General features: G+C 43.8%; 7 protein-coding genes, 1 pseudogene and 1 CRISPR repeat array. Of the genes and pseudogenes, 2 read left to right on the top strand and 6 right to left on the bottom strand.

Annotated elements, in window-relative coordinates:
• Positions 1-174: 174 nt before the first annotated feature.
• The 3 genes from G1O98_RS16510 to G1O98_RS16520 form a co-directional block, all read right to left on the bottom strand.
• Positions 175-2,511, bottom strand: a complete 2,337-nt coding sequence (locus tag G1O98_RS16510) for a cation:proton antiporter (RefSeq protein WP_163929793.1) — start codon at positions 2,509-2,511, stop codon at positions 175-177.
• A gap of 159 nt (positions 2,512-2,670) precedes the next feature.
• Positions 2,671-3,648, bottom strand: coding sequence for an SDR family NAD(P)-dependent oxidoreductase (locus tag G1O98_RS16515; RefSeq protein WP_163929794.1), 978 nt, complete (start codon positions 3,646-3,648; stop codon positions 2,671-2,673).
• 252 nt (positions 3,649-3,900) lie between these two features.
• The gene (locus tag G1O98_RS16520) at positions 3,901-4,842 is read right to left on the bottom strand and encodes an N-acetylmuramoyl-L-alanine amidase (protein ID WP_163929795.1); all 942 of its coding nucleotides are present in this window, start codon (positions 4,840-4,842) and stop codon (positions 3,901-3,903) included.
• A gap of 1,093 nt (positions 4,843-5,935) precedes the next feature.
• Between G1O98_RS16520 and bchH the strand changes: the two genes are divergently transcribed.
• Complete coding sequence (bchH, locus tag G1O98_RS16525) at positions 5,936-9,688, top strand: magnesium chelatase subunit H (RefSeq protein ID WP_163929796.1); 3,753 nt, start codon at positions 5,936-5,938, stop codon at positions 9,686-9,688.
• Positions 9,689-10,527: 839 nt separating this feature from the next.
• Entirely contained in the window at positions 10,528-17,124 is a 6,597-nt protein-coding gene (locus tag G1O98_RS16530; RefSeq protein WP_163929797.1) for a HAMP domain-containing protein, read from the top strand.
• Between the two features lie 182 nt (positions 17,125-17,306).
• A CRISPR array of direct repeats spans positions 17,307-18,293; the repeat unit is 37 nt; unit sequence GTTTCAATCCCTGATAGGGATTTTGATGAATTGCAAT.
• A gap of 268 nt (positions 18,294-18,561) precedes the next feature.
• Here G1O98_RS16530 and cas2 read toward each other — a convergent pair.
• The 3 genes and pseudogenes from cas2 to cas4 form a co-directional block, all read right to left on the bottom strand.
• Positions 18,562-18,848 (bottom strand): annotated as a pseudogene (cas2, locus tag G1O98_RS16535) (CRISPR-associated endonuclease Cas2).
• Between the two features lie 43 nt (positions 18,849-18,891).
• A complete protein-coding gene (gene cas1d / locus G1O98_RS16540) occupies positions 18,892-19,896 on the bottom strand; it encodes a type I-D CRISPR-associated endonuclease Cas1d (RefSeq protein ID WP_163929798.1) in 1,005 nt (334 codons plus the stop codon).
• 171 nt (positions 19,897-20,067) lie between these two features.
• The gene (gene cas4 / locus G1O98_RS16545) at positions 20,068-20,661 is read right to left on the bottom strand and encodes a CRISPR-associated protein Cas4 (RefSeq protein WP_163929799.1); all 594 of its coding nucleotides are present in this window, start codon (positions 20,659-20,661) and stop codon (positions 20,068-20,070) included.
• Between the last annotated feature and the right edge of the window lie 25 nt (positions 20,662-20,686).

Consider the following 20,686-nt stretch of genomic DNA (forward strand, 5'->3'; position numbering starts at 1 on the left):
ATTACCCCCCTTAGAAAGGGCTACGGTGTACACACAAGTCTTATAAAGTTGTCTAACAGTGTTTCGATCCCCCCTAATCCCCCTTAAAAAGGGGGGAAATTTCTTCAAGTCCCCCTTTTTAAGGGGGATTTAGGGGGATCATTTGTGTGTACACCGTAGCCTGCCCTGCTCCCTTCAATCCACACGATCCACAGGTAGAAACTCTTGGAGTGCTTCTGCCTCAGCAGCCTTCAATACTGGAAGAGACAGGGGTAGTGAATTTGCGATCGCAAATAATTGTTCTAGTTGACTCAGACCTGTCAAGCTACCACACAATAATACTTGGTCGCCAACTCGCAAATCCATGCCGCCATCAGGATAGCGAATAAATTTACCATCGCGCCGGATCGCCTGTACCTGGACTCCAAATCGCTTGTTGATATCTAAATCTGCAAGGGTTTTACCTAGCGTTGGCGTATCTGCATTAACTGTAACCCACTGGCAAGCACTATTTTCTCCGGGAACAGCAGCTTGTCCCTTGGCGAATTCTGCCAAAGCTGCTAGTTCTTCATCTGCTCCTACTACCAGCAAGCGATCGCCATTTTCCAATTTGGTTTTATTATTGGGATAATCGATTTCATCGCCGTTAGCGCGACGAATTGCCATCAAACTCGCTCCTGTTAAGTAGCGCATATCTGCCTCTTCTATACTCATACCAATTAAGGGCGAATCTGCTGGGAGAGGATACCAGCGCTGATTTAAATCGCGGGTGGCTTGACGCAAATCACGAGCAACTTCAGTTGCAGAACGTTCTGGCCGCAAATCTAAATAATGATCGTTGCGAATTTGCTGCATTTCTCGTTGTACGACTGCTGGCGACAACAAGCCTAAGCCAGTTAATAAATAGGTTGACATTTCTAAGCTGGCTTCAAACTCTGGCTGTACCACTTCTCTAGCTCCCAATTGATACAGCACCTCAATATTTTTATCCTGGTTAGCACGGACAACTAAATCTAATTCTGGGCGCAATTCTAAGGCGCGTTTCAAACAAAGACGAGTACTCATCGGGTCTGGAAGTGCGATCGCCATTCCTTTGGCATGATTCACTCCGGCGGTTTCTAAAACGTGTAAACTCACGCAATTGCCATAGACATAAGACACTCCAGCCTCACGCAACTGCTGAATTCTGCTTTCTGATTGGTCGATTACTACCACAGGAAGGTTGTGTTGCAGCAACAATTTCACTAAATTTTTGCCAACTCGCCCATAACCACAGACTACTACATGGTCTTTGAAGGGTAAATCTTCTGATACATCCCGTACCTGATCTTCTTGTAAATACGGTTTCAACCAGGGCATTGATTCGGCAAAATTAAATAAAAATGGCACTAACCGCAATACAAAGGGAGTAAGCATGAGAGTGACTGCGGTGGTTCCCAAAATTAATAAGTATATTTGTCGGGACACCAGCCCCAAAGACTGCCCTTCACTGGCGAGAACAAAGGAAAATTCCCCAATTTGCGCCAATCCCAAACCAGCGATTATGGCTGTTCTCAAAGGGTAGCCAAACAGCTTTACTAGGGGCGTGATAATCAAGAATTTACCGATGAAAACTAGTGCTACCAATCCCAAAATTAATTCCAGGTTGTTCCACAAAAACACTGGATCAATTAACATCCCAATGGCGGCAAAAAATAAACTGGCAAAGATATCTCGCAGTGGTTCGACATAAGTTAGGGTTTGATCGGCGTATTCCACCTCAGAAATCATCAAACCGGCGACAAATGCCCCCATTTCAATGGACAGCCCCAAATGCTCTGTCAACAGGGCAATGCCCAAACACAAGGCTACAACCCCTAATAAAAATAGTTCTCGGCTTTCAGTACGGGCTAACAGTCGCAACAAAGGCGGTATCAGCCACATCCCCGCAGCCACTGCACCAGCAGCAAATAAAGCAATCCACAGTAGCGCTGTTAGCACGGCGATACCAATGGTTTCTGCTGGTTGGTTTAGGGCTGGTAGAACTGCTAACATCAGTCCCAGTGCCAAGTCTTGGACTACCAAAATCCCCAACATCACCTGTCCGTGAGGCGTTTCTGTTTCATTGCGTTCCATCAAGCACTTGAGGACAACGGCTGTGGAAGACAAGGATAGAATACATCCCAAAAACATCCCCTTCGCGGGTAAGGTTCCCCAGGCCCCGCTTAACCCGGATACCACAACTGTTACCAAAATTGTCAAAGCAATCTGGAGTCCACCTCCACCAAGAGCGATCGCTTTTACCTTCTTGAGTTCCGCAAAGGAAAATTCTACACCCAAGGCGAATAACAAAAAGGCGACACCAAACTGTGCCAGAGTCTCTACTTGAATAACTTCTTTAATTAATCCCAGTCCGGCTGGCCCAATAATCATCCCGCCGATGAGATAGCCTAGCAGCACGGGTTGCCGTAAAAGTGCCGCTAACAATCCACCACAGGCTGCAACGCCCAAAACTAAAACTAAATCAACGATTAGCCTAAAATCTTCTTGCACCAGTTTTAAAAGAACTATTTATTAAGACCTATTAATTCAGGATACAAAGTTTTACGATCTCAAACAGCTTGTTTGGAAATTGGGTATGGGAAATTGGGGATTGGGGATTGGGAATTGGGGATTGGGGCAAGAAGTTTTTTAACTGCTGCTCAATGCCCATTAAATTTTAGGTGAGCTAAGGGCACTTAGTAATAGGAGTGACCACGGCATTTTAATATCGGGTACGAGCCATGAGTAGTTTCTCAGTATAGGTAATGCAGTCGGTAGCACAAAACGTAAAGAACGTAGTGATGCGGGCCGATCGCCATTTTCATCGACAATTCCATATTTATCAGCTAGTTCGGCAACAATTTGCACACGTCCTGTACGGCGCATTAAATTTGGTTCACAAGCAAGTGCAGCAATTACCCGTCCAGTTAATAAGGGAGTTTCCCAGTTGTAGCGATCGCTAAGGAATGAGTTTTTTTGCTCAGTAGCATTGGTTTGATTCATCTCGTCAGCAAAACGGGAAAAAAGCTCAGTACCAACAATACCTGGCCAAATTGAAACAGAAGCCACATTATGGGGTTTTAACTCAACAGCCATATCAGCCGCTAGGCGATCGCAAGCTGTTTTTCCCACACCATAAGCTGTATTAAAGATATAAGACATACTGCCCCACGAGGAAATGGTGCAAATTAGTCCAGATTTACGCTTGGTCATCATTCGCGCAGCAAAAACACTCGCAACATAGTGGCTACGAAGACCAACGTTGTTGCTTGCATCCCATAGACTTAGTTCACAATCCCAAAAAGGCTGCCCAAAAGCGTTTTTTATTGCCTCAACTCCTGAGTAAGCATTATTCACCAATAGATCGAGTTGTCCATCCTGCTCATCTTGGATGCGCTCAAACAGTAAACGCACCTGCTCATCGTCGCTGTGGTCTACTTGGACGGGAATACACACACCACCGGCTTCTTCTATAGTTGATTGGGTTTCACCAAGACTTCCTGAAACCGCATCACTGGAGGAGTTGCTGAGGCTGCGTCCTGTGACGTATACAGTTGCCCCAGCCTCAGCCAAACCAATAGCAATTCCCCTACCAATTCCCCGCGTAGCACCTGTTACTAATGCCACTCTTCCCTCAAGGTGTTTCACGATCGCTTTTCCCTGTGGTTAATTTATTTAAAGCCGGAGAACCCCAGCCTTAAAAAAGGCAAAAACCTCTCAAATTCCCCCTAAGCAAAGGGGGATTTAGGAGGATCTACAACTACAAATAATATCTACTACTCAATCTAAGTAAGTTGGCACAAAAAAAACCAAGTATGTTACAAAACGCAAATAGGCTTAAAACCCTTACCAATGAAAAATGACAAAGGACAGCCAGTTAGCTTGAATTGCGCCGACCTACTAACCAATTAATTTCTGCCAGCTAGCAGGCCCAACAATCCCATCGGCATCTAAACCATTTTGCTTTTGAAAGTTCTTGACTACAACTTCTGTTTGCGGCCCGTAAACACCATCATTCTCAACACCTAAACGGTATTGTAAATATCTAACAACTGCACCACCAGCATGGTTTGGTCTGATAATTCGTTTTGCCAAAATTAGATTTATGGCATTCCATGTAGTTGAGTCAGCAACTCCAGTTGGCTGAACTCCGACAATAGCCTGAAATTTTTCGACAGCAGATTTGGTGTTAGCCCCAGCGAAGCCATCTTCTACTAATGCCTTACCATTTTTATCAGTTATTTTGAGTCGATTTAAGGATTTTTGCAGCCTGAGAATCGTAGCATCTGCATTCTCCTCTTCATCTGGTACGGGGTTAACAGGAGTACTCGCTACTTTACCAGTTAAGCCTTTGACGATCGCATTGGCCATTGCTTCAGGATTAAAAAGATTCATATCTTTTTGCGAATCGATGAAGCAACATTCTATCAAGATAGCAGGCATATCTGTATTTTTCAGAACATACAAGTGGGAACCACTCTTAACGCCGCGATTAAAAAATCCCAACTTGACGATTTCATCTAATACAGGTTTAGCGATTTTTCTACCAGTCTCACTAGTGGCAAATACTTCTGTACCATTAGCTTGGTTATTAAAAGCATTAAAATGAATTGAGACGTAAATATCTACTTTACTGCCATTAGCTGTAGAACATCTTTTTGAGAGTGAGTCACGGACTGTACTAGCACTACTCGGTCTACATACTACAACATCATTACCTAAAGCTCTTAACTTGGCTATAACTCTATTACCTACATCTAGAGTTAAATTATCCTCAAATTTAATTCCTCTGGCTCCTGTGTCTGGTGGACAATTGTGTCCGCTATCAATTCCAAATTTCATTATTTTATCCTCAAATTACTTCTTTTTACACTAGTTCAAAACTCTTCAAATTTTAGAGAAAAAGTTTTGTTAATAAATTTGTTGAAGTACTTGTTCACAATGTCCGCATTGTTTTAAGCATTAATACGCTAGCAGACAAAATATGTTTTTCTGCGAACCTGAACAGCAAATTTATATGCTAAAATACCTTAATTAAAAGGTATGTTTTCACCAAAAACACAACCATTATAATTTATCAAAATCGAGAATAACAAGGTTAATTTTTGCAATAAATTTCAATGTAGCAATTGCCTTCACTATTCAGATAATAGCGCTTTAGAAAAGTAGAAAGCCATAAAAGACATACCTAGTAGCGCAAGGCGTAATTCGTAATTCGTAATTTGTAATTCGTAATTACCATTGCATAAGGGCTTTAGACATTTCAAATGGGTGGCTTATTTACGCCGAACTGTACTAGTTAGATATCCAAATCCTTAAACCGACGCACCTCCTGATATGAACGTGGGCTTATAGAGTCGTAAACCATGTACAGACTCTACCCTTGGCTTGCTGTTAACCCTGAGCAGCTTAACACATAATACTTTACAGTATTAAAGAATACGTGATATTTTCTACACACCTGCGGGAGACTTAGATATTATCGAGTTGCATACATTCACAAACCTGTCAGCACAAGAAATTCGTTCGCTGTGTAGAGGCACTAAAGCAATACTGCTTGGGTTTTGGATTTTGAACTCGGAATTGGGTTTGGGAAAAAGGTTAAAGGTTTTTTCTTTCCCCTTCCCTTTAACCGACAAGTGTTGGGTACTAAAGGAATTAAAATATCCCAAAGGCGTTGGTGAGGGTGAAGCAATACTTTTCCGGTTCAGGGGAAAAGGGGAAAGGGAAAGGGTTTGAATTTCCCTTTCCCCATTGCCCTTTAACCTTTCCCCAGACCAAAAGAGAGATTATTGGGTTTATCCGAAAAGTATTGGAGGGTGAAGTTCTAGCTACCTCAAGAAATTATTGACCGGAATCTGTGGGTAGATATATGACAATCAACCTGAAAGCACGTTTAAGATTTAAGTAAAGAAATATTTCGTAGCTTACAGGCATGAAACGCATCGTCTTGGTTGCTGGGTTTGAATCATTCAACGCTGACTTGTACAGGAAAGCAGCTTTTTTGGCTAACTCTCGCTGTCCTGAGTTGGATATTCGGGTATTTAGCGATCGCAATATTACCAGTCAACGTGCCGAGGTAGAAGCAGCACTTGATAACGCTGATGTATTTTTCGGTAGCCTGCTATTTGATTATGACCAGGTTGTGTGGTTGCGCGATCGCATTTCTCAAATTCCCATCCGCTTAGTCTTTGAGTCAGCCTTGGAATTGATGAGTTTAACCAAGCTGGGTGACTTCGCCATTGGCGACAAACCAAAAGGAATGCCCAAACCAGTTAAATTCATCCTCGACAAATTTAGCAACGGACGAGAGGAAGACAAACTTGCTGGTTACATCAGCTTCTTAAAAATTGGCCCCAAACTACTGAAATACGTCCCAGTGCAAAAAGTCCAAGACTTACGCAACTGGTTAATTATCTATGGTTACTGGAATGCCGGCGGGCCAGAAAACGTCGCTTCATTATTCTGGACACTGGCAGAAAAATACTTAGATTTAAAAGTCGGCGACATTCCCCCGTTAATCGAAACCCCCAACATCGGATTACTCCATCCCGACTATCAAGGATTTTTTGAATCCCCCCGCGAATATTTGGAATGGTATAAAACCCATTGTAGAGACGCGATTCATCGCGTCTCTACAAAACCAGTTGTCGGTATTCTTCTCTACCGAAAACACGTCATTACCAAACTACCCTACATTCCCCAACTAATTCGCAGTTTTGAAAAAGCCGGGTTAACTCCTTTACCCATTTTCATCAACGGCGTAGAAGGACACGTGGCGGTACGAGATTTGATGACAACCGACTATGAAATTCAGCAACGAAAACTAGGTAATATAGAAACTCCCTCACTTTCTAGTGAAGCAGTTAAAGTAGATGCGATCGTTTCCACAATTGGCTTTCCTCTGGTGGGTGGCCCAGCTGGTTCAATGGAAGCAGGCCGCCAAATAGAAGTAGCAAAGCGCATCCTGACTGCCAAGAATGTACCTTATATTGTTGCTGCACCACTATTAATTCAAGATATTCACTCTTGGACGCGCCAAGGTGTTGGCGGATTGCAAAGTGTGGTGTTGTACGCCTTACCAGAATTGGATGGGGCTATTGATACCATTCCTCTCGGTGGGTTGGTGGGCGAAGATATTTATCTAGTTCCTGAACGGGTGCAGCGATTAATTGATAGGGTGAAAAGCTGGGTGTCTTTGCGGCAAAAACCTGCTTCGGAACGCAAAATTGCGATCGTTTTATATGGGTTCCCGCCAGGTTATGGTGCTGTAGGCACAGCTGCATTATTAAATGTGCCGCGTAGTTTGCTGAAGTTTCTCCACGCACTGAAAGAACAAGGTTACACCGTGGGGGATTTACCGGAAGATGGGGAAGAATTGATTCGCTGGGTGAAAGAAGCGGATGAAGCTAATCCTCTTGTGGGGCAGTCGTCTCGCCTGCTCCTAAATAATGGCGCTCATGTTGCCCACCCCACAAGTACTGTAAATTTCCGCACTCTAGAAAAATGGCTGGGATATTTACAAACTTCCCGCATCGAAAAACAATGGAAATCTTTGACGGGAACTGGTATTAAAACTTATGGCGAGGAATTTCAGATTGGTGGTGTGCAATTAGGTAATGTGTGGATAGGTGTACAACCACCTTTGGGGATACAAGGCGACCCGATGCGCTTAATGTTTGAACGGGATTTAACGCCTCATCCGCAATATGCTGCTTATTATAAATGGTTGCAAAATGAGTTTCAAGCTGATGCTTTAGTTCATTTTGGAATGCATGGGACGGTGGAATGGTTGCCTGGTTCTCCGTTGGGTAATACGGGTTATTCTTGGTCGGATATTTTGTTAGGAAATTTGCCTAATCTATATATATATGCGGCGAATAATCCTTCGGAATCGATGTTGGCAAAACGTCGCGGTTATGGTGTGTTGATTTCTCATAATGTGCCTCCTTATGGGCGGGCAGGTTTGTATAAGGAATTGGTGGCGTTGCGGGATTTGATTTCGGAGTATCGGGAAGATCCGCAGAAGAATTATGTTTTGAAGGAAGGGATTTGTAAAAAGATTGTGGATTCTGGGTTGGATGCAGATTGTCCGTTTGAGGATGCGAGGAAGTTGGGGATTGCGTTTACGCCGGAGAATGTTCGGATGTTTAGCGGTCATGCTTTTGATGCTTATTTGGTGGAGTTGTATGGATATTTGCAGGTTTTAGAGAATCGGTTGTTTTCTTCGGGGTTGCATACTTTGGGGGAAAAGCCGAGTGAGGAGGAGTTGGGGGCGTATTTGGAGGCTTATTTTGGGGGGGAGGAGGAAGAAAACGAACCGCGAAGGCGCGTTCACGAAGTGTCTCGAAGAGAAGGACGCGAAGAAAGAGAGGAGGAGGAAAGGTTAATAAGGGATTTGTTGATGCAGTCTACGGATGAGTTAACAAATTTGTTGAGGGGGTTGAATGGGGAGTATATTCCGCCTGCGCCTGGGGGGGATTTGTTAAGGGATGGGGCTGGTGTTTTGCCGACTGGGAGAAATATTCATGCTTTAGATCCTTATCGGATGCCTTCGCCTGCGGCGTATGAACGGGGACGGGAAATTGGTCAAAAAATTATTGCCCAGCACTTGGATGAATATGGGAAATATCCTGAAACGGTGGCGGTGATGCTTTGGGGATTGGATGCGATTAAAACTAAGGGGGAATCTTTGGGGATTCTGTTGGAGTTGGTGGGGGCTGAACCTGTTAAGGAAGGAACTGGTAGGGTTGTTCGTTATGAGTTGAAGCCGTTGGCGGCGGTTGGACATCCCCGGATTGATGTGTTGGGTAATTTATCTGGGATTTTCCGGGATAGTTTTGTAAATATCATCGAATTGTTGGATGATTTATTCCAACGGGCGGCTGATGCTGATGAACCGGATGATCAGAATTTTGTTAGGAAACACGCTTTGGCTTTAAAAGCCCAAGGGGTAGAAAATACCTCGGCGAGATTGTTTTCTAATCCGGCGGGTGATTTTGGTTCTTTGGTAAATGATCGCGTTGTGGATGGTAACTGGGAATCTGGTGAAGAGTTGGGGAATACTTGGCAAAGTCGCAATGTATTCAGCTACGGGAGAGAGGATAAAGGTCAAGCTAGACCGGAAGTTTTGAATACGTTGTTAAAAACTAGCGATCGCATTGTTCAAGAAATTGATTCGGTAGAATATGGTTTAACTGATATTCAAGAATATTACGCCAATACGGGCGGTTTAAAAAAGGCAGCAGAAAAACAAAGCGGTAAGAAGGTGACAACTAGCTTTGTAGAAAGTTTCTCGAAGGATACTACACCCCGCAATTTAGATGATTTACTGCGAATGGAGTACCGCACTAAGTTGGTAAATCCCAAATGGGCGCAAGCGATGGCGAATCAAGGTTCTGGTGGTGCTTTTGAAATTTCACAACGGATGACGGCGTTGATTGGTTGGGGTGGTACTGCCGATTTTACCGATGATTGGGTTTATGACCAAGCGGCTGATACTTATGCTTTAGATGCAGAGATGGCGGATAAGTTACGGAAGGCAAATCCTGAAGCTTTTCGCAATATTTTAGGGAGAATGTTAGAGGCGCATGGGCGGGGTTTCTGGGAAGCTGATGGTGATAAGTTAGATAAGCTACGTCAGTTATATGAGTTAACAGATGAGGAGTTGGAGGGCGTTACAGTTTAGAAAGTAGATGCGTTAAAAGTTCAAATAAAGACACTAACCATTAATAAAAATTCTTGTAGAGACGGCGATTTATCGCGTCTTTGCTTAACCGAACCGTATTGAAAGCGATGTCTACGACGGGCTACGCCTACGCTCTTAAGCTTAAGGTTGTAAAAATTTAAACATTTGCAGCTAATGTTACTTCATTTATAAGAAAGGCTTAAGTTTTTCTTGCAAATGTATAAGCCGTTGCTGCAATTGCTTAATACTTTGCAACAAATGCTCTTCCATATATAAGAAAGACTTAAGTTTTTCTTGCAAATATATAAGCCGTTGCAGCAATTGTTTAATGCTTTGCAACAAATACTCTTCCATATATAAGAAAGGATTAAATCATTGTAGCAATTGTTGTAATGAACTTATGAATTTATCAATCAATTTGGGAGATGCTTCAATGTAACCGTCGGTACTCAAACGAGTTCGTCCGTCTGCGCCTCAATACGGTTCGGTTAAGGCAAGAGACGCGATAAATCGCCGTCTCTACAAAGGACTGATTATTTCCGATTTAGTACTGTGCGATCGCTTACTCGCCCAAGTTAGGCATCGCCGACAATTGATGCTGCATAACAGCGTTCAACTAGCTATCATTAGCTAAGTGGTATGCCAGATACATCGACGGCAATACCATTGAGTTAGCAGTCTTTATCAACTGCTTACACTCGCACCCATAAAAATTAGTTTGATCCACCTTCTATTCCCTGCTTTTTATTGTGATACGCATTGGCTCAAAGTACTCTAAATAAGTACGGGGTGCAAAAAATACAAAAATTTCTTCAAGGATTAAGATTAAGGATACGGCTATGGCAACCGAACAGTTAACTAGAGACAGCGACAATCTCGATTTAAATCAGCTATTAAGAACGCTGAATGCTGTTAAACAGGGTGACTTCTCGGCTCGGATGCCTATAGATCATACTGGTGTGGCGGGGAAAATAGCTGATACGCTCAATGATATTATTGACCAGAATGAGCGGATGGCGGCGGAGCTACAGCGAATTGGTAACGTTGTCGGCAAAGAAGGCAAAATTGCTGAACGTGCTTCTCTGGGAGACGTTCGTGGTTCTTGGTCAAATTGTGTTACTTCTGTCAATACTCTAATTACAGATTTAGTTCAACCAACAGCTGAAACTACGCGCGTAATTCGGTCGGTTGCTAATGGTGATTTATCGCAAACGATCGCCACAGAAATTGACGGCAGACCCCTGCAAGGTGAGTTTCTCCAAACTGCGAATATCGTCAACACGATGGTAGAACGGCTTGGTTCTTTTGCGAGTGAAGTAACAAGAGTTGCCCGTGAAGTGGGAACTGAAGGTAAGTTGGGCGTTCAAGCCGAAGTGCAAGGTGTAGCTGGCACTTGGAAAGATTTGACGGATAACGTTAACTTGATGGCGGGTAATCTCACTGGTCAAGTTCGCAACATTGCCGAAGTTGCTACTGCGATCGCCAATGGTGACTTATCCAAAAAAATCACTGTAGATGTCAAAGGCGAAATTCTGGAGTTGAAAAACACCGTCAATACAATGGTGGATCAACTTAATTCTTTTGCATCAGAAGTCACAAGAGTTGCCCGTGAAGTGGGAACTGAAGGTAAATTGGGCGTGCAAGCAGAAGTTAAAGGTGTTGCAGGTACTTGGAAGGATCTAACTGACAACGTTAACTTGATGGCAGGTAATTTAACAGCCCAAGTGCGTAACATTGCGGAAGTGACAACGGCGGTAGCAAACGGCGACCTTTCTAAGAAAATTACTGTTGATGTCAAAGGCGAAATTTTAGAGTTGAAAAACACCGTCAACATCATGGTGGATCAACTTAATTCCTTTGCAAGTGAAGTAACAAGAGTTGCCCGTGAGGTGGGTGCTGAAGGAAAATTAGGCGGTCAAGCAGAAGTTCGCGGGGTAGCGGGTACGTGGAAAGACCTTACCGATAGTGTGAATTTCATGGCGGGAAGCTTGACGGCACAGGTGCGGAATATTGCCGAAGTGACCACGGCGGTGGCAAATGGCGACCTTTCCAAGAAAATTACTGTCGATGTCAAAGGCGAAATTCTGGAGTTGAAAAACACCATTAATACAATGGTGGATCAACTTAATTCCTTTGCAAGTGAAGTAACAAGAGTTGCCCGTGAAGTGGGAACTGAAGGTAAGTTAGGCGTACAAGCAGAAGTGCGCGGTGTGGCGGGGACTTGGAAAGATTTAACTGACAACGTTAATTTAATGGCGGGTAATCTCACCGGACAGGTGCGAAATATTGCCGAAGTTGCCACTGCGATCGCAAATGGCGATCTATCCAAAAAAATCACCGTCGATGTTAGAGGTGAAATTTTCGAACTCAAAAATACCATCAATATAATGGTGGATCAACTCAGTTCCTTTGCATCAGAAGTTACAAGGGTTGCGCGTGAAGTTGGTAGTGAAGGTAAACTGGGTGTACAAGCTGATGTGCGCGGTGTCGCGGGTACTTGGAAAGATTTAACTGACAGCGTGAACTTCATGGCGGGAAGTTTAACGGCACAGGTGCGAAACATTGCCGAAGTAACTACCGCCGTTGCAACAGGCGACTTATCCAAGAAAATCACCGTTGATGTTAAAGGTGAAATTCTGGAGTTGAAAAATACCATCAACACAATGGTGGATCAACTCAATTCCTTTGCATCAGAAGTTACTAGAGTTGCCCGTGAAGTGGGAAGCGAGGGTAAACTTGGTGTGCAAGCAGAAGTGCGCGGCGTGGCTGGAACTTGGAAAGATTTAACCGACAGCGTAAACTTCATGGCGGGAAGTTTGACGGCGCAGGTGCGGAATATTGCCGAAGTGACTACGGCGGTTGCAACAGGTGACTTATCCAAGAAAATCACTGTTGATGTGAAAGGTGAAATTCTAGAGTTGAAAAATACCATCAACACAATGGTGGATCAACTCAGTTCCTTTGCATCGGAAGTAACAAGGGTTGCCCGTGAAGTGGGAACTGAAGGGAAATTGGGTGTACAAGCAGAAGTAAAAGACGTTGCCGGCACTTGGAAAGACTTAACCGACAGCGTAAACTTCATGGCGGGAAGCTTGACGGCACAGGTGCGGAACATTGCCGAAGTGACAACTGCGATCGCAAATGGCGATTTATCTAAGAAAATTACTGTTGCGGTCAAAGGCGAAATTCTGGAGTTGAAAAATACCATCAATATCATGGTGGATCAACTCAACTCCTTTGCATCGGAAGTAACGCGGGTGGCACGTGAGGTGGGAAGCGAGGGTAAACTGGGCGTACAAGCAGATGTGCGCGGCGTAGCTGGAACTTGGAAAGATTTAACCGATAGCGTAAACTTCATGGCAGGAAGTTTAACGGCACAGGTGCGAAACATTGCCGCCGTTACCACCGCCGTAGCTAATGGTGACTTATCTAAGAAAATCTCCGTTGATGTCAAAGGTGAAATTTTAGAGTTGAAAAACACCGTCAACACAATGGTGGATCAACTCAACTCCTTTGCATCGGAAGTTACAAGAGTTGCCCGTGAGGTGGGAACTGAAGGGAAGTTGGGCGTACAGGCAGAAGTTAAAGGTGTAGCCGGCACCTGGAAAGATTTAACTGACAGTGTGAACTTTATGGCGGGAAGTTTGACGGCACAGGTGCGGAACATTGCCGAAGTTACCACGGCGGTAGCAAATGGCGACTTATCCAAGAAAATCACCGTTGATGTGAAAGGTGAAATTCAAGAGCTTAAAAACACCATTAATACAATGGTGGATCAGCTAAATTCTTTTGCATCAGAAGTTACCAGGGTTGCCCGTGAGGTGGGAACGGAAGGTAAATTAGGTGTACAAGCTTACGTCAGAGGAGTTGCAGGGACTTGGAAAGATTTAACAGACAACGTGAACTCGATGGCGGGGAACCTCACCGGACAAGTTCGTAACATTGCGGAAGTTACCAAGGCGGTAGCTAATGGTGACTTATCGAAGAAAATTACCGTCGATGCCAAAGGCGAAATTTTGGACTTGAAGAACACCACCAATACAATGGTGGATCAACTTAGTTCCTTTGCATCAGAAGTAACGCGGGTGGCGCGGGAAGTGGGAACTGAAGGGAAGTTAGGCGGACAAGCACAAGTCCAAGGTGTTGCAGGAACTTGGAAAGATTTGACAGATAACGTTAACTCAATGGCGGGTAACTTAACGGCACAAGTGCGCGGTATTGCCAGAGTTGTAACGGCGGTTGCTAACGGAGACCTGAAACGGAAACTGATGTTAGATGCTAAGGGAGAAATTGAAACCTTGGCAGAGACAATCAACGAGATGATTGATACCCTAGCGACATTTGCCAATCAGGTAACTACAGTAGCGCGGGAAGTGGGAATTGAAGGGAAATTAGGCGGACAAGCGAGAGTCCCTGGCGCAGCGGGAACTTGGAAAGATTTGACAGATAACGTGAACGAACTCGCTGCTACACTGACAACTCAGTTGCGAGCGATCGCAGAAGTTGCTACAGCTGTAACTAAGGGCGATTTAACTCGTTCAATTGCCGTCGAAGCACTGGGCGAAGTAGCGATACTCAAAGACAACATCAACCAGATGATTGCCAATCTGCGGGAGACAACGCAGAAAAATACTGAGCAAGACTGGTTGAAAACTAACCTAGCCAAGTTTACCCGAATGCTGCAAGGGCAGCGAGACTTGGAAACCGTATCTAAACTAATTCTCTCAGAACTTGCACCCTTGGTAGGAGCGCAACATGGCGTATTCTTCCTGATGGAGTCTGGGGAAAATACAGCGTATTTGAAACTAATTAGTAGCTACGCTTACCGGGAACGCAGACATCTGGCTAACCGCTTCCACTTGGGTGAAGGTTTGGTAGGACAATGCGCTTTAGAAAAAGAGCGAATTCTGCTGACAGATGTACCAAGTGATTATGTCAGAATTGCCTCTGGTCTAGGAGAATCGACGCCACTTAATGCCGTGGTGTTACCTGTACTCTTTGAAGGACAGGTAACAGCAGTCATAGAATTAGCTTCCTTCCGTCGCTTTAGTGAAATTCATCTAACATTCTTCGACCAGCTTACCGAAAGTATAGCGATCGTCCTCAACACGATCGCAGCATCCATGCGAACCGAAGAATTACTCAAGCAGTCGCAATCTTTGGCTGAAGAACTCCAAACTCAACAAAATGAACTCCGGGAAACCAACAAGCGCTTAGAACAACAAGCTCAATCGCTCAAAACCTCGGAAGATTTACTCAAAGGACAACAAGAAGAACTGCAACAAACCAACGCGGAGTTGGAAGAAAAGGCAGAGTTGTTAGCTATGCAGAAGAAAGAAGTCGAGCGCAAAAATCGAGAAATCGAACAAGCAAGAATGTCTTTAGAAGACAAAGCTGAACAACTCGCCCTTTCTTCAAAATACAAATCAGAGTTTCTCGCCAATATGTCCCACGAACTGCGGACACCGCTAAATAGCTTGTTAATTTTGGCGAAGTTGTTGGCAGATAACATAGATCACAACCTCACCAGCAAGCAAGTTGAATACAGCCAGACAATTTACTCAGCTGGTACTGACTTGTTGGCATTAATCAATGACATTCTGGATCTAGCTAAAATTGAATCGGGAACCATGTCAATTGACATGACCCAAATGCCTTTGGTAGAGTTGGGCGAACAAATTGAGCGCACCTTCCGGCAAATCGCTCAGAGCAAAGGACTTGCATTCACAATTGAATTTACTCCCGACTTACCCACAACCATCTATACAGATGTCAAACGCTTACAACAAGTGTTAAAAAATCTCCTCTCCAACGCTTTTAAATTTACGGAGCAAGGGGAAGTCCGCTTGCAGATTGCGGTGGCGAAACAGGGATGGAGCAACGATCAAGTAACTTTAAATCGCGCTCAAAATGTCATTGCCTTCTCAGTTAGCGATACAGGGATTGGCATCGCTCCCGACAAGCAAAAAGTTATTTTCGAGGCATTTCAACAAGCCGATGGCTCTACCAGTCGGAGATACGGCGGTACTGGATTAGGCTTATCAATTAGCCGCGAAATCGCCCGTCTCTTTGGTGGCGAAATTAAACTAACAAGTCAACCCGGTCAAGGTAGCACCTTTACATTCTTTTTCCCACAATTGAATGTTGAGCCTACATCAACACAACTCCCTACTCCCTACTCCCTACTCCCCACTCTCCACTCCTCACCCAGCACTCCTCACTCAGCACTCCTCAGTGACGATCGCGCTACTATTGGCATGGGCGATCGCGTTTTGTTAATCGTCGAGGACGACGTGAACTTTGCCCGCATCCTTATAGAGATGGCGCAACAGCATGAATTTAAGGTGATAACAGCCCAAAATGGCAGTACAGGTTTAGCATTAGCGCAGCAATTCCATCCTTCAGCCGTTTTACTAGATATCCGAATGCCAGAAATGGATGGTTGGACGGTATTGGATCGTCTGAAACATGACCCAAATACCCGCCACATTCCCGTACACATTATGACCGTTGAAGAAGGGCAACAGCGCAGTTTGCAACTAGGTGCGATCGCGTATCTGCAAAAGCCCTTAAGCAGCGAGATAATATCCGAGGCATTGGTCAAAATTAAAGGTTTTGTTGAGCGCCAGGTAAAAAATTTACTGGTAGTCGAAGACGATGACACTCAACGGCATAGCATTGTCGAACTAATTGGCAACAGCGATGTTCATACTACTGCTGTTGCCACAGGTGCAGAAGCGTTAGAAGCCATCCGCACCCAGCATTTTGATTGCCTCGTCCTCGATTTAGGGCTACCCGACATGACCGGGTTTGAATTGATCGATCAGATTAAGCTTCTACCTCACGGCAAAACATTGCCCATCATTGTCTACACCGGGAGAGACATTAGCAAAGCTCAAGAAACCGAACTGAGACGGATTGCCGAAACAATTATCATTAAAGATGTGCGATCGCCCGAACGTCTCCTCGATGAAACAGCATTATTTTTACACCGAGTCCAAGCAAATTTACCTGCACCCAAACGAAAAATACTTGAACAATTGCATTCCATAGATTACTTACTTGCTGGCAAGAAAGCGCTAATTGTAGACGACGATATGCGTAATATTTTCGCGCTGACAAGTATGCTGGAGCGTTATCAAATACAAGTGTTATACGCTGAAAACGGCAGAGAAGGGATTAACGTGTTAGAAAATACACCAGATATTGATGTCGTTTTGATGGATGTAATGATGCCAGAAATGGACGGTTACGAAACAACAAGCTTAATCCGCCAAAACGAGCAATTTAAATCTTTGCCGATTATTGCACTGACAGCTAAAGCCATGCAAGGCGATCGCGAAAAGTGTATTGAAGCGGGTGCATCAGACTACATCACCAAACCCGTAGATACTGAACAACTGCTTTCACTCTTGCGTGTTTGGCTATACCGTTAAGCTAAATTAAAGGAGATAGGAGGCAGGGCAATACTTCTCGGTTAAGGGGAAAAGGGGAAGGGGGAAGGGGAAAGAAAAAACCTTTAACCCAAACCCAGTACCCTTTTCCCAAAATCCGATTCCGAATTAAAAATGCACAAAGCGAGAAGTATTGGGAGGCAGGGGGCAGGGAGCCGTTGTACTATTTCAACCCTAATAGGGATTTTGATGAATTGCAATCCAAACCACCCAGCTAAACCTGGAACTGGAGACAGTTTCAATCCCTGATAGGGATTTTGATGAATTGCAATATTTTGCCGAAAGGTTGCCGCGTCTCCGGCACTTTGTTTCAATCCCTGATAGGGATTTTGATGAATTGCAATCTTGCATGAAAGAAAGAAAAACACTTCATGAGTTGAGTTTCAATCCCTGATAGGGATTTTGATGAATTGCAATCAGCTAATGTAATACTTGCGTTAGCGCCTACACGTTTCAATCCCTGATAGGGATTTTGATGAATTGCAATAAGTGCCCAGTCGTACCATTGAGCGTTACTGTGCGATTTGTTTCAATCCCTGATAGGGATTTTGATGAATTGCAATTCTGATTGACCCGTACCCCCACCACTTTCTAAAGTGCGATTTGTTTCAATCCCTGATAGGGATTTTGATGAATTGCAATGCTAGAGGTCATCTCAAGTGATATCTTGGCAGATGTTTCAATCCCTGATAGGGATTTTGATGAATTGCAATCCGTTGATATTCAGTTTTCAAAATAGAATATTCTGGTTTCAATCCCTGATAGGGATTTTGATGAATTGCAATTTATATTCCTTTTGTGTCACTAGGAGGCGATCGCTTGGTTTCAATCCCTGATAGGGATTTTGATGAATTGCAATTCTCGTTTGCCAGGGGGCATATCCTTTAGCTGGGTTTCAATCCCTGATAGGGATTTTGATGAATTGCAATTTCCTACGCCGACAGGTACAGCAAATCCCAATCCTACGCCGTTTCAATCCCTGATAGGGATTTTGATGAATTGCAATTTAGTAGAGTACCCGTGGTAACTAATGTAGCTGTAGTGTTTCAATCCCTGATAGGGATTTTGATGAATTGCAATATCCATTGTTGAGGAGTTGGATACTCAATCAAATGTTTCAATCCCTGATAGGGATTTTGATGAATTGCAATAGCGGGACGCTGAAAGCCAAGCTGTATTTAGTTTTCAAGGTGCGGTTGCGCGATTCAAGGGCAATCATAGCATTAGAGAATTCGTTTGGAAAGAGCGCCAGGAAAATTTAAAGGCTGAAATCGTATTTTGATAAGCATTTCAGAGATTGCGCGGATAAGGATTAAGTGACTAATGGGTTGAAAGCCTTACTATACTTGGGATAGAAGCACTTTTTTAGACCCGTGGAATTGGTACACCTACCCTTCCGCGCATTTGAAATACAGAAACCTAGCCAGAAGGGGACTCAGCAAAGAAAATTGTTTCGTCTCGTGGCTGTTCTCCGCCAATACGTTCGACTTTTGCTTGACAACAGCCACAGAGAAAATAAAAGCGCACGCTATCGGTATCGGGTTTAATCAATTTGGCTAAACGCGATCGCAGTTTAGCATACTGAGTGAGAGTGATATCGCACTCAAACACACTCAGTTGCATCCATTGCCCGTAAGACTTGAGAACCGAATGGATTTTAGTACGACGCTTATCTTCTGAATGTCGTAGCTGACAACAATATACATGGGAGTGGGGAATGGGGGATGGGGAATAGGAAAAAATAGCAAGTTATTTGAGAATTAGAGGGGGATATTTATCGATTTCGTTCATGAGATACTTACTCAATAACCTTGCTTGAATTTCAAAGGATTCTTGGTAGGTGCATTTGTTTCCCAAAACTGGATGTTTGAAACTCGATAGTTTCTTTTGTTGATAAGCGCGAAGGAATGTATGCAGTCCTTCTTTGGTTAAAGACACAGCACCACTGAGCGGTTCGGTGGTAAAGTCAGTTAGGGTTAGCGATCGCTTGTTAATCAGCGACAACACTACAGCATCCACTATTAAAGGACGAAATTCTTCCATCAAATCCAAGGCTAGAGAAGGTCTACCATAACGTTCGACGTGTAAGTATCCTAGATAGGGATCGAAGCCAACAATATTTAAAGCACTTTGCACATCATGACGTAGTAATGAATACCCAAAACTCAGTAGGGCGTTAACTGGATCGGTTGGTGGGCGGCGGCGTCTGGCTTCAAAGTGAAATTCTGAGGTTTTGATTAGCTGTTGAAAACAACCAAAATAGGCTGCACTACCAGCACCTTCTAAGCCTCTGAGGGAATCAATACTGCTAGTTTTTTCGATTGGTGCGATCGCGTTTTCCAATCGAGTGATGTTATTATTCAGGTCAGTATCAGGATGTTCTCGCTGAGTGCGAAGTAAGCTATGGCGGTAATTTTTCAATTTACCCCGGACAAATCCTCTGACTAAATGGATTGCTGGTTCTGATTCTCCCACAGCTTGCCATTGGGCTTTCCGAACAAAGATATTTTTAGTAGCTTCTGGTTCTAAACGTCCTAAATATCGTCCGTTTTGAGTGAGAAATGTCAAACAAATGTGACGTTCTAAAAGTTCATTGACGACGGCGGGAGAAATAGTAGCCCGTCCTAGTACTACAATTCCCTCTATTTTAATTAAAGGGATATCCAGGATTGTTTTTTGTTCAGCTTTGACGGTGAGACGTTCGTCAACTTTACCGATAAAAGCATCGGCTTGTGTTACGTAAACTGTTCCCATTTTTGATGATTCCTAGTAATAATTGGGGATTGGGAAATAGATTTATTGGGTATAATTAAATATGGGTTAGCAAGGGTTGTTGGTGTAGATAATTGGTCTTTTAAGACGCGATGAATCGCGTCTCTACAATGATGGTTTGGTTGCTCATTCTGAACTGTATTAGGGTATGATTTAATTTACTTCTTGATAACTTTTGACTTTATCGGTTGCTTTGGGCAAACATTGCGAATAAAGGCTGCATCCTTGGCAGCGTTTGCTGTAAACTGGTTTTGGCATTGCTCCTGTTTCTAGGAGATTTGTGACAGATTGAATAGTTGCGATCGCACTTTGCCGTAACTCTGCATTAATCTCTACTAATTGCCGTTGATGGGAGTGGGCATAATAGATATATCCAGTAGTAACAGGTTGTCCTGTCATCTCTTCTAAACATAAGGCTTGGGCACAAACTTGCAACTCATCGTTATCCCATTCGCCTTTGCGTCCTCGTTTGTATTCTACTGGATAAACTTGGCCAGATTCGGCTTCAATCAAATCAGATTTGCCGATGAGTTTGTATTGCTCAGACTTTAGCCAAATTGCTCTAATTTGCCAAGTTTCTCCTCGCTGTACATCGCTTGTGGTGTGGACGCGATCGTGTAAAGTTGTGCCTTCAATTGTATATTGATTATCGGTAAATTCCCCGGCACAAAACATCCGCCAACAGCGATGCGGACAATAGGCATATTGATTCAATGCCGCAATTGAAATATATTCAGTTTGGTTCATAACTTATTAGGTGGTTTTTAAATGA

Origin of the sequence: Nostoc sp. UIC 10630 (genome assembly GCF_010747425.1) — a bacterium.
GTDB lineage: Bacteria > Cyanobacteriota > Cyanobacteriia > Cyanobacteriales > Nostocaceae > Nostoc.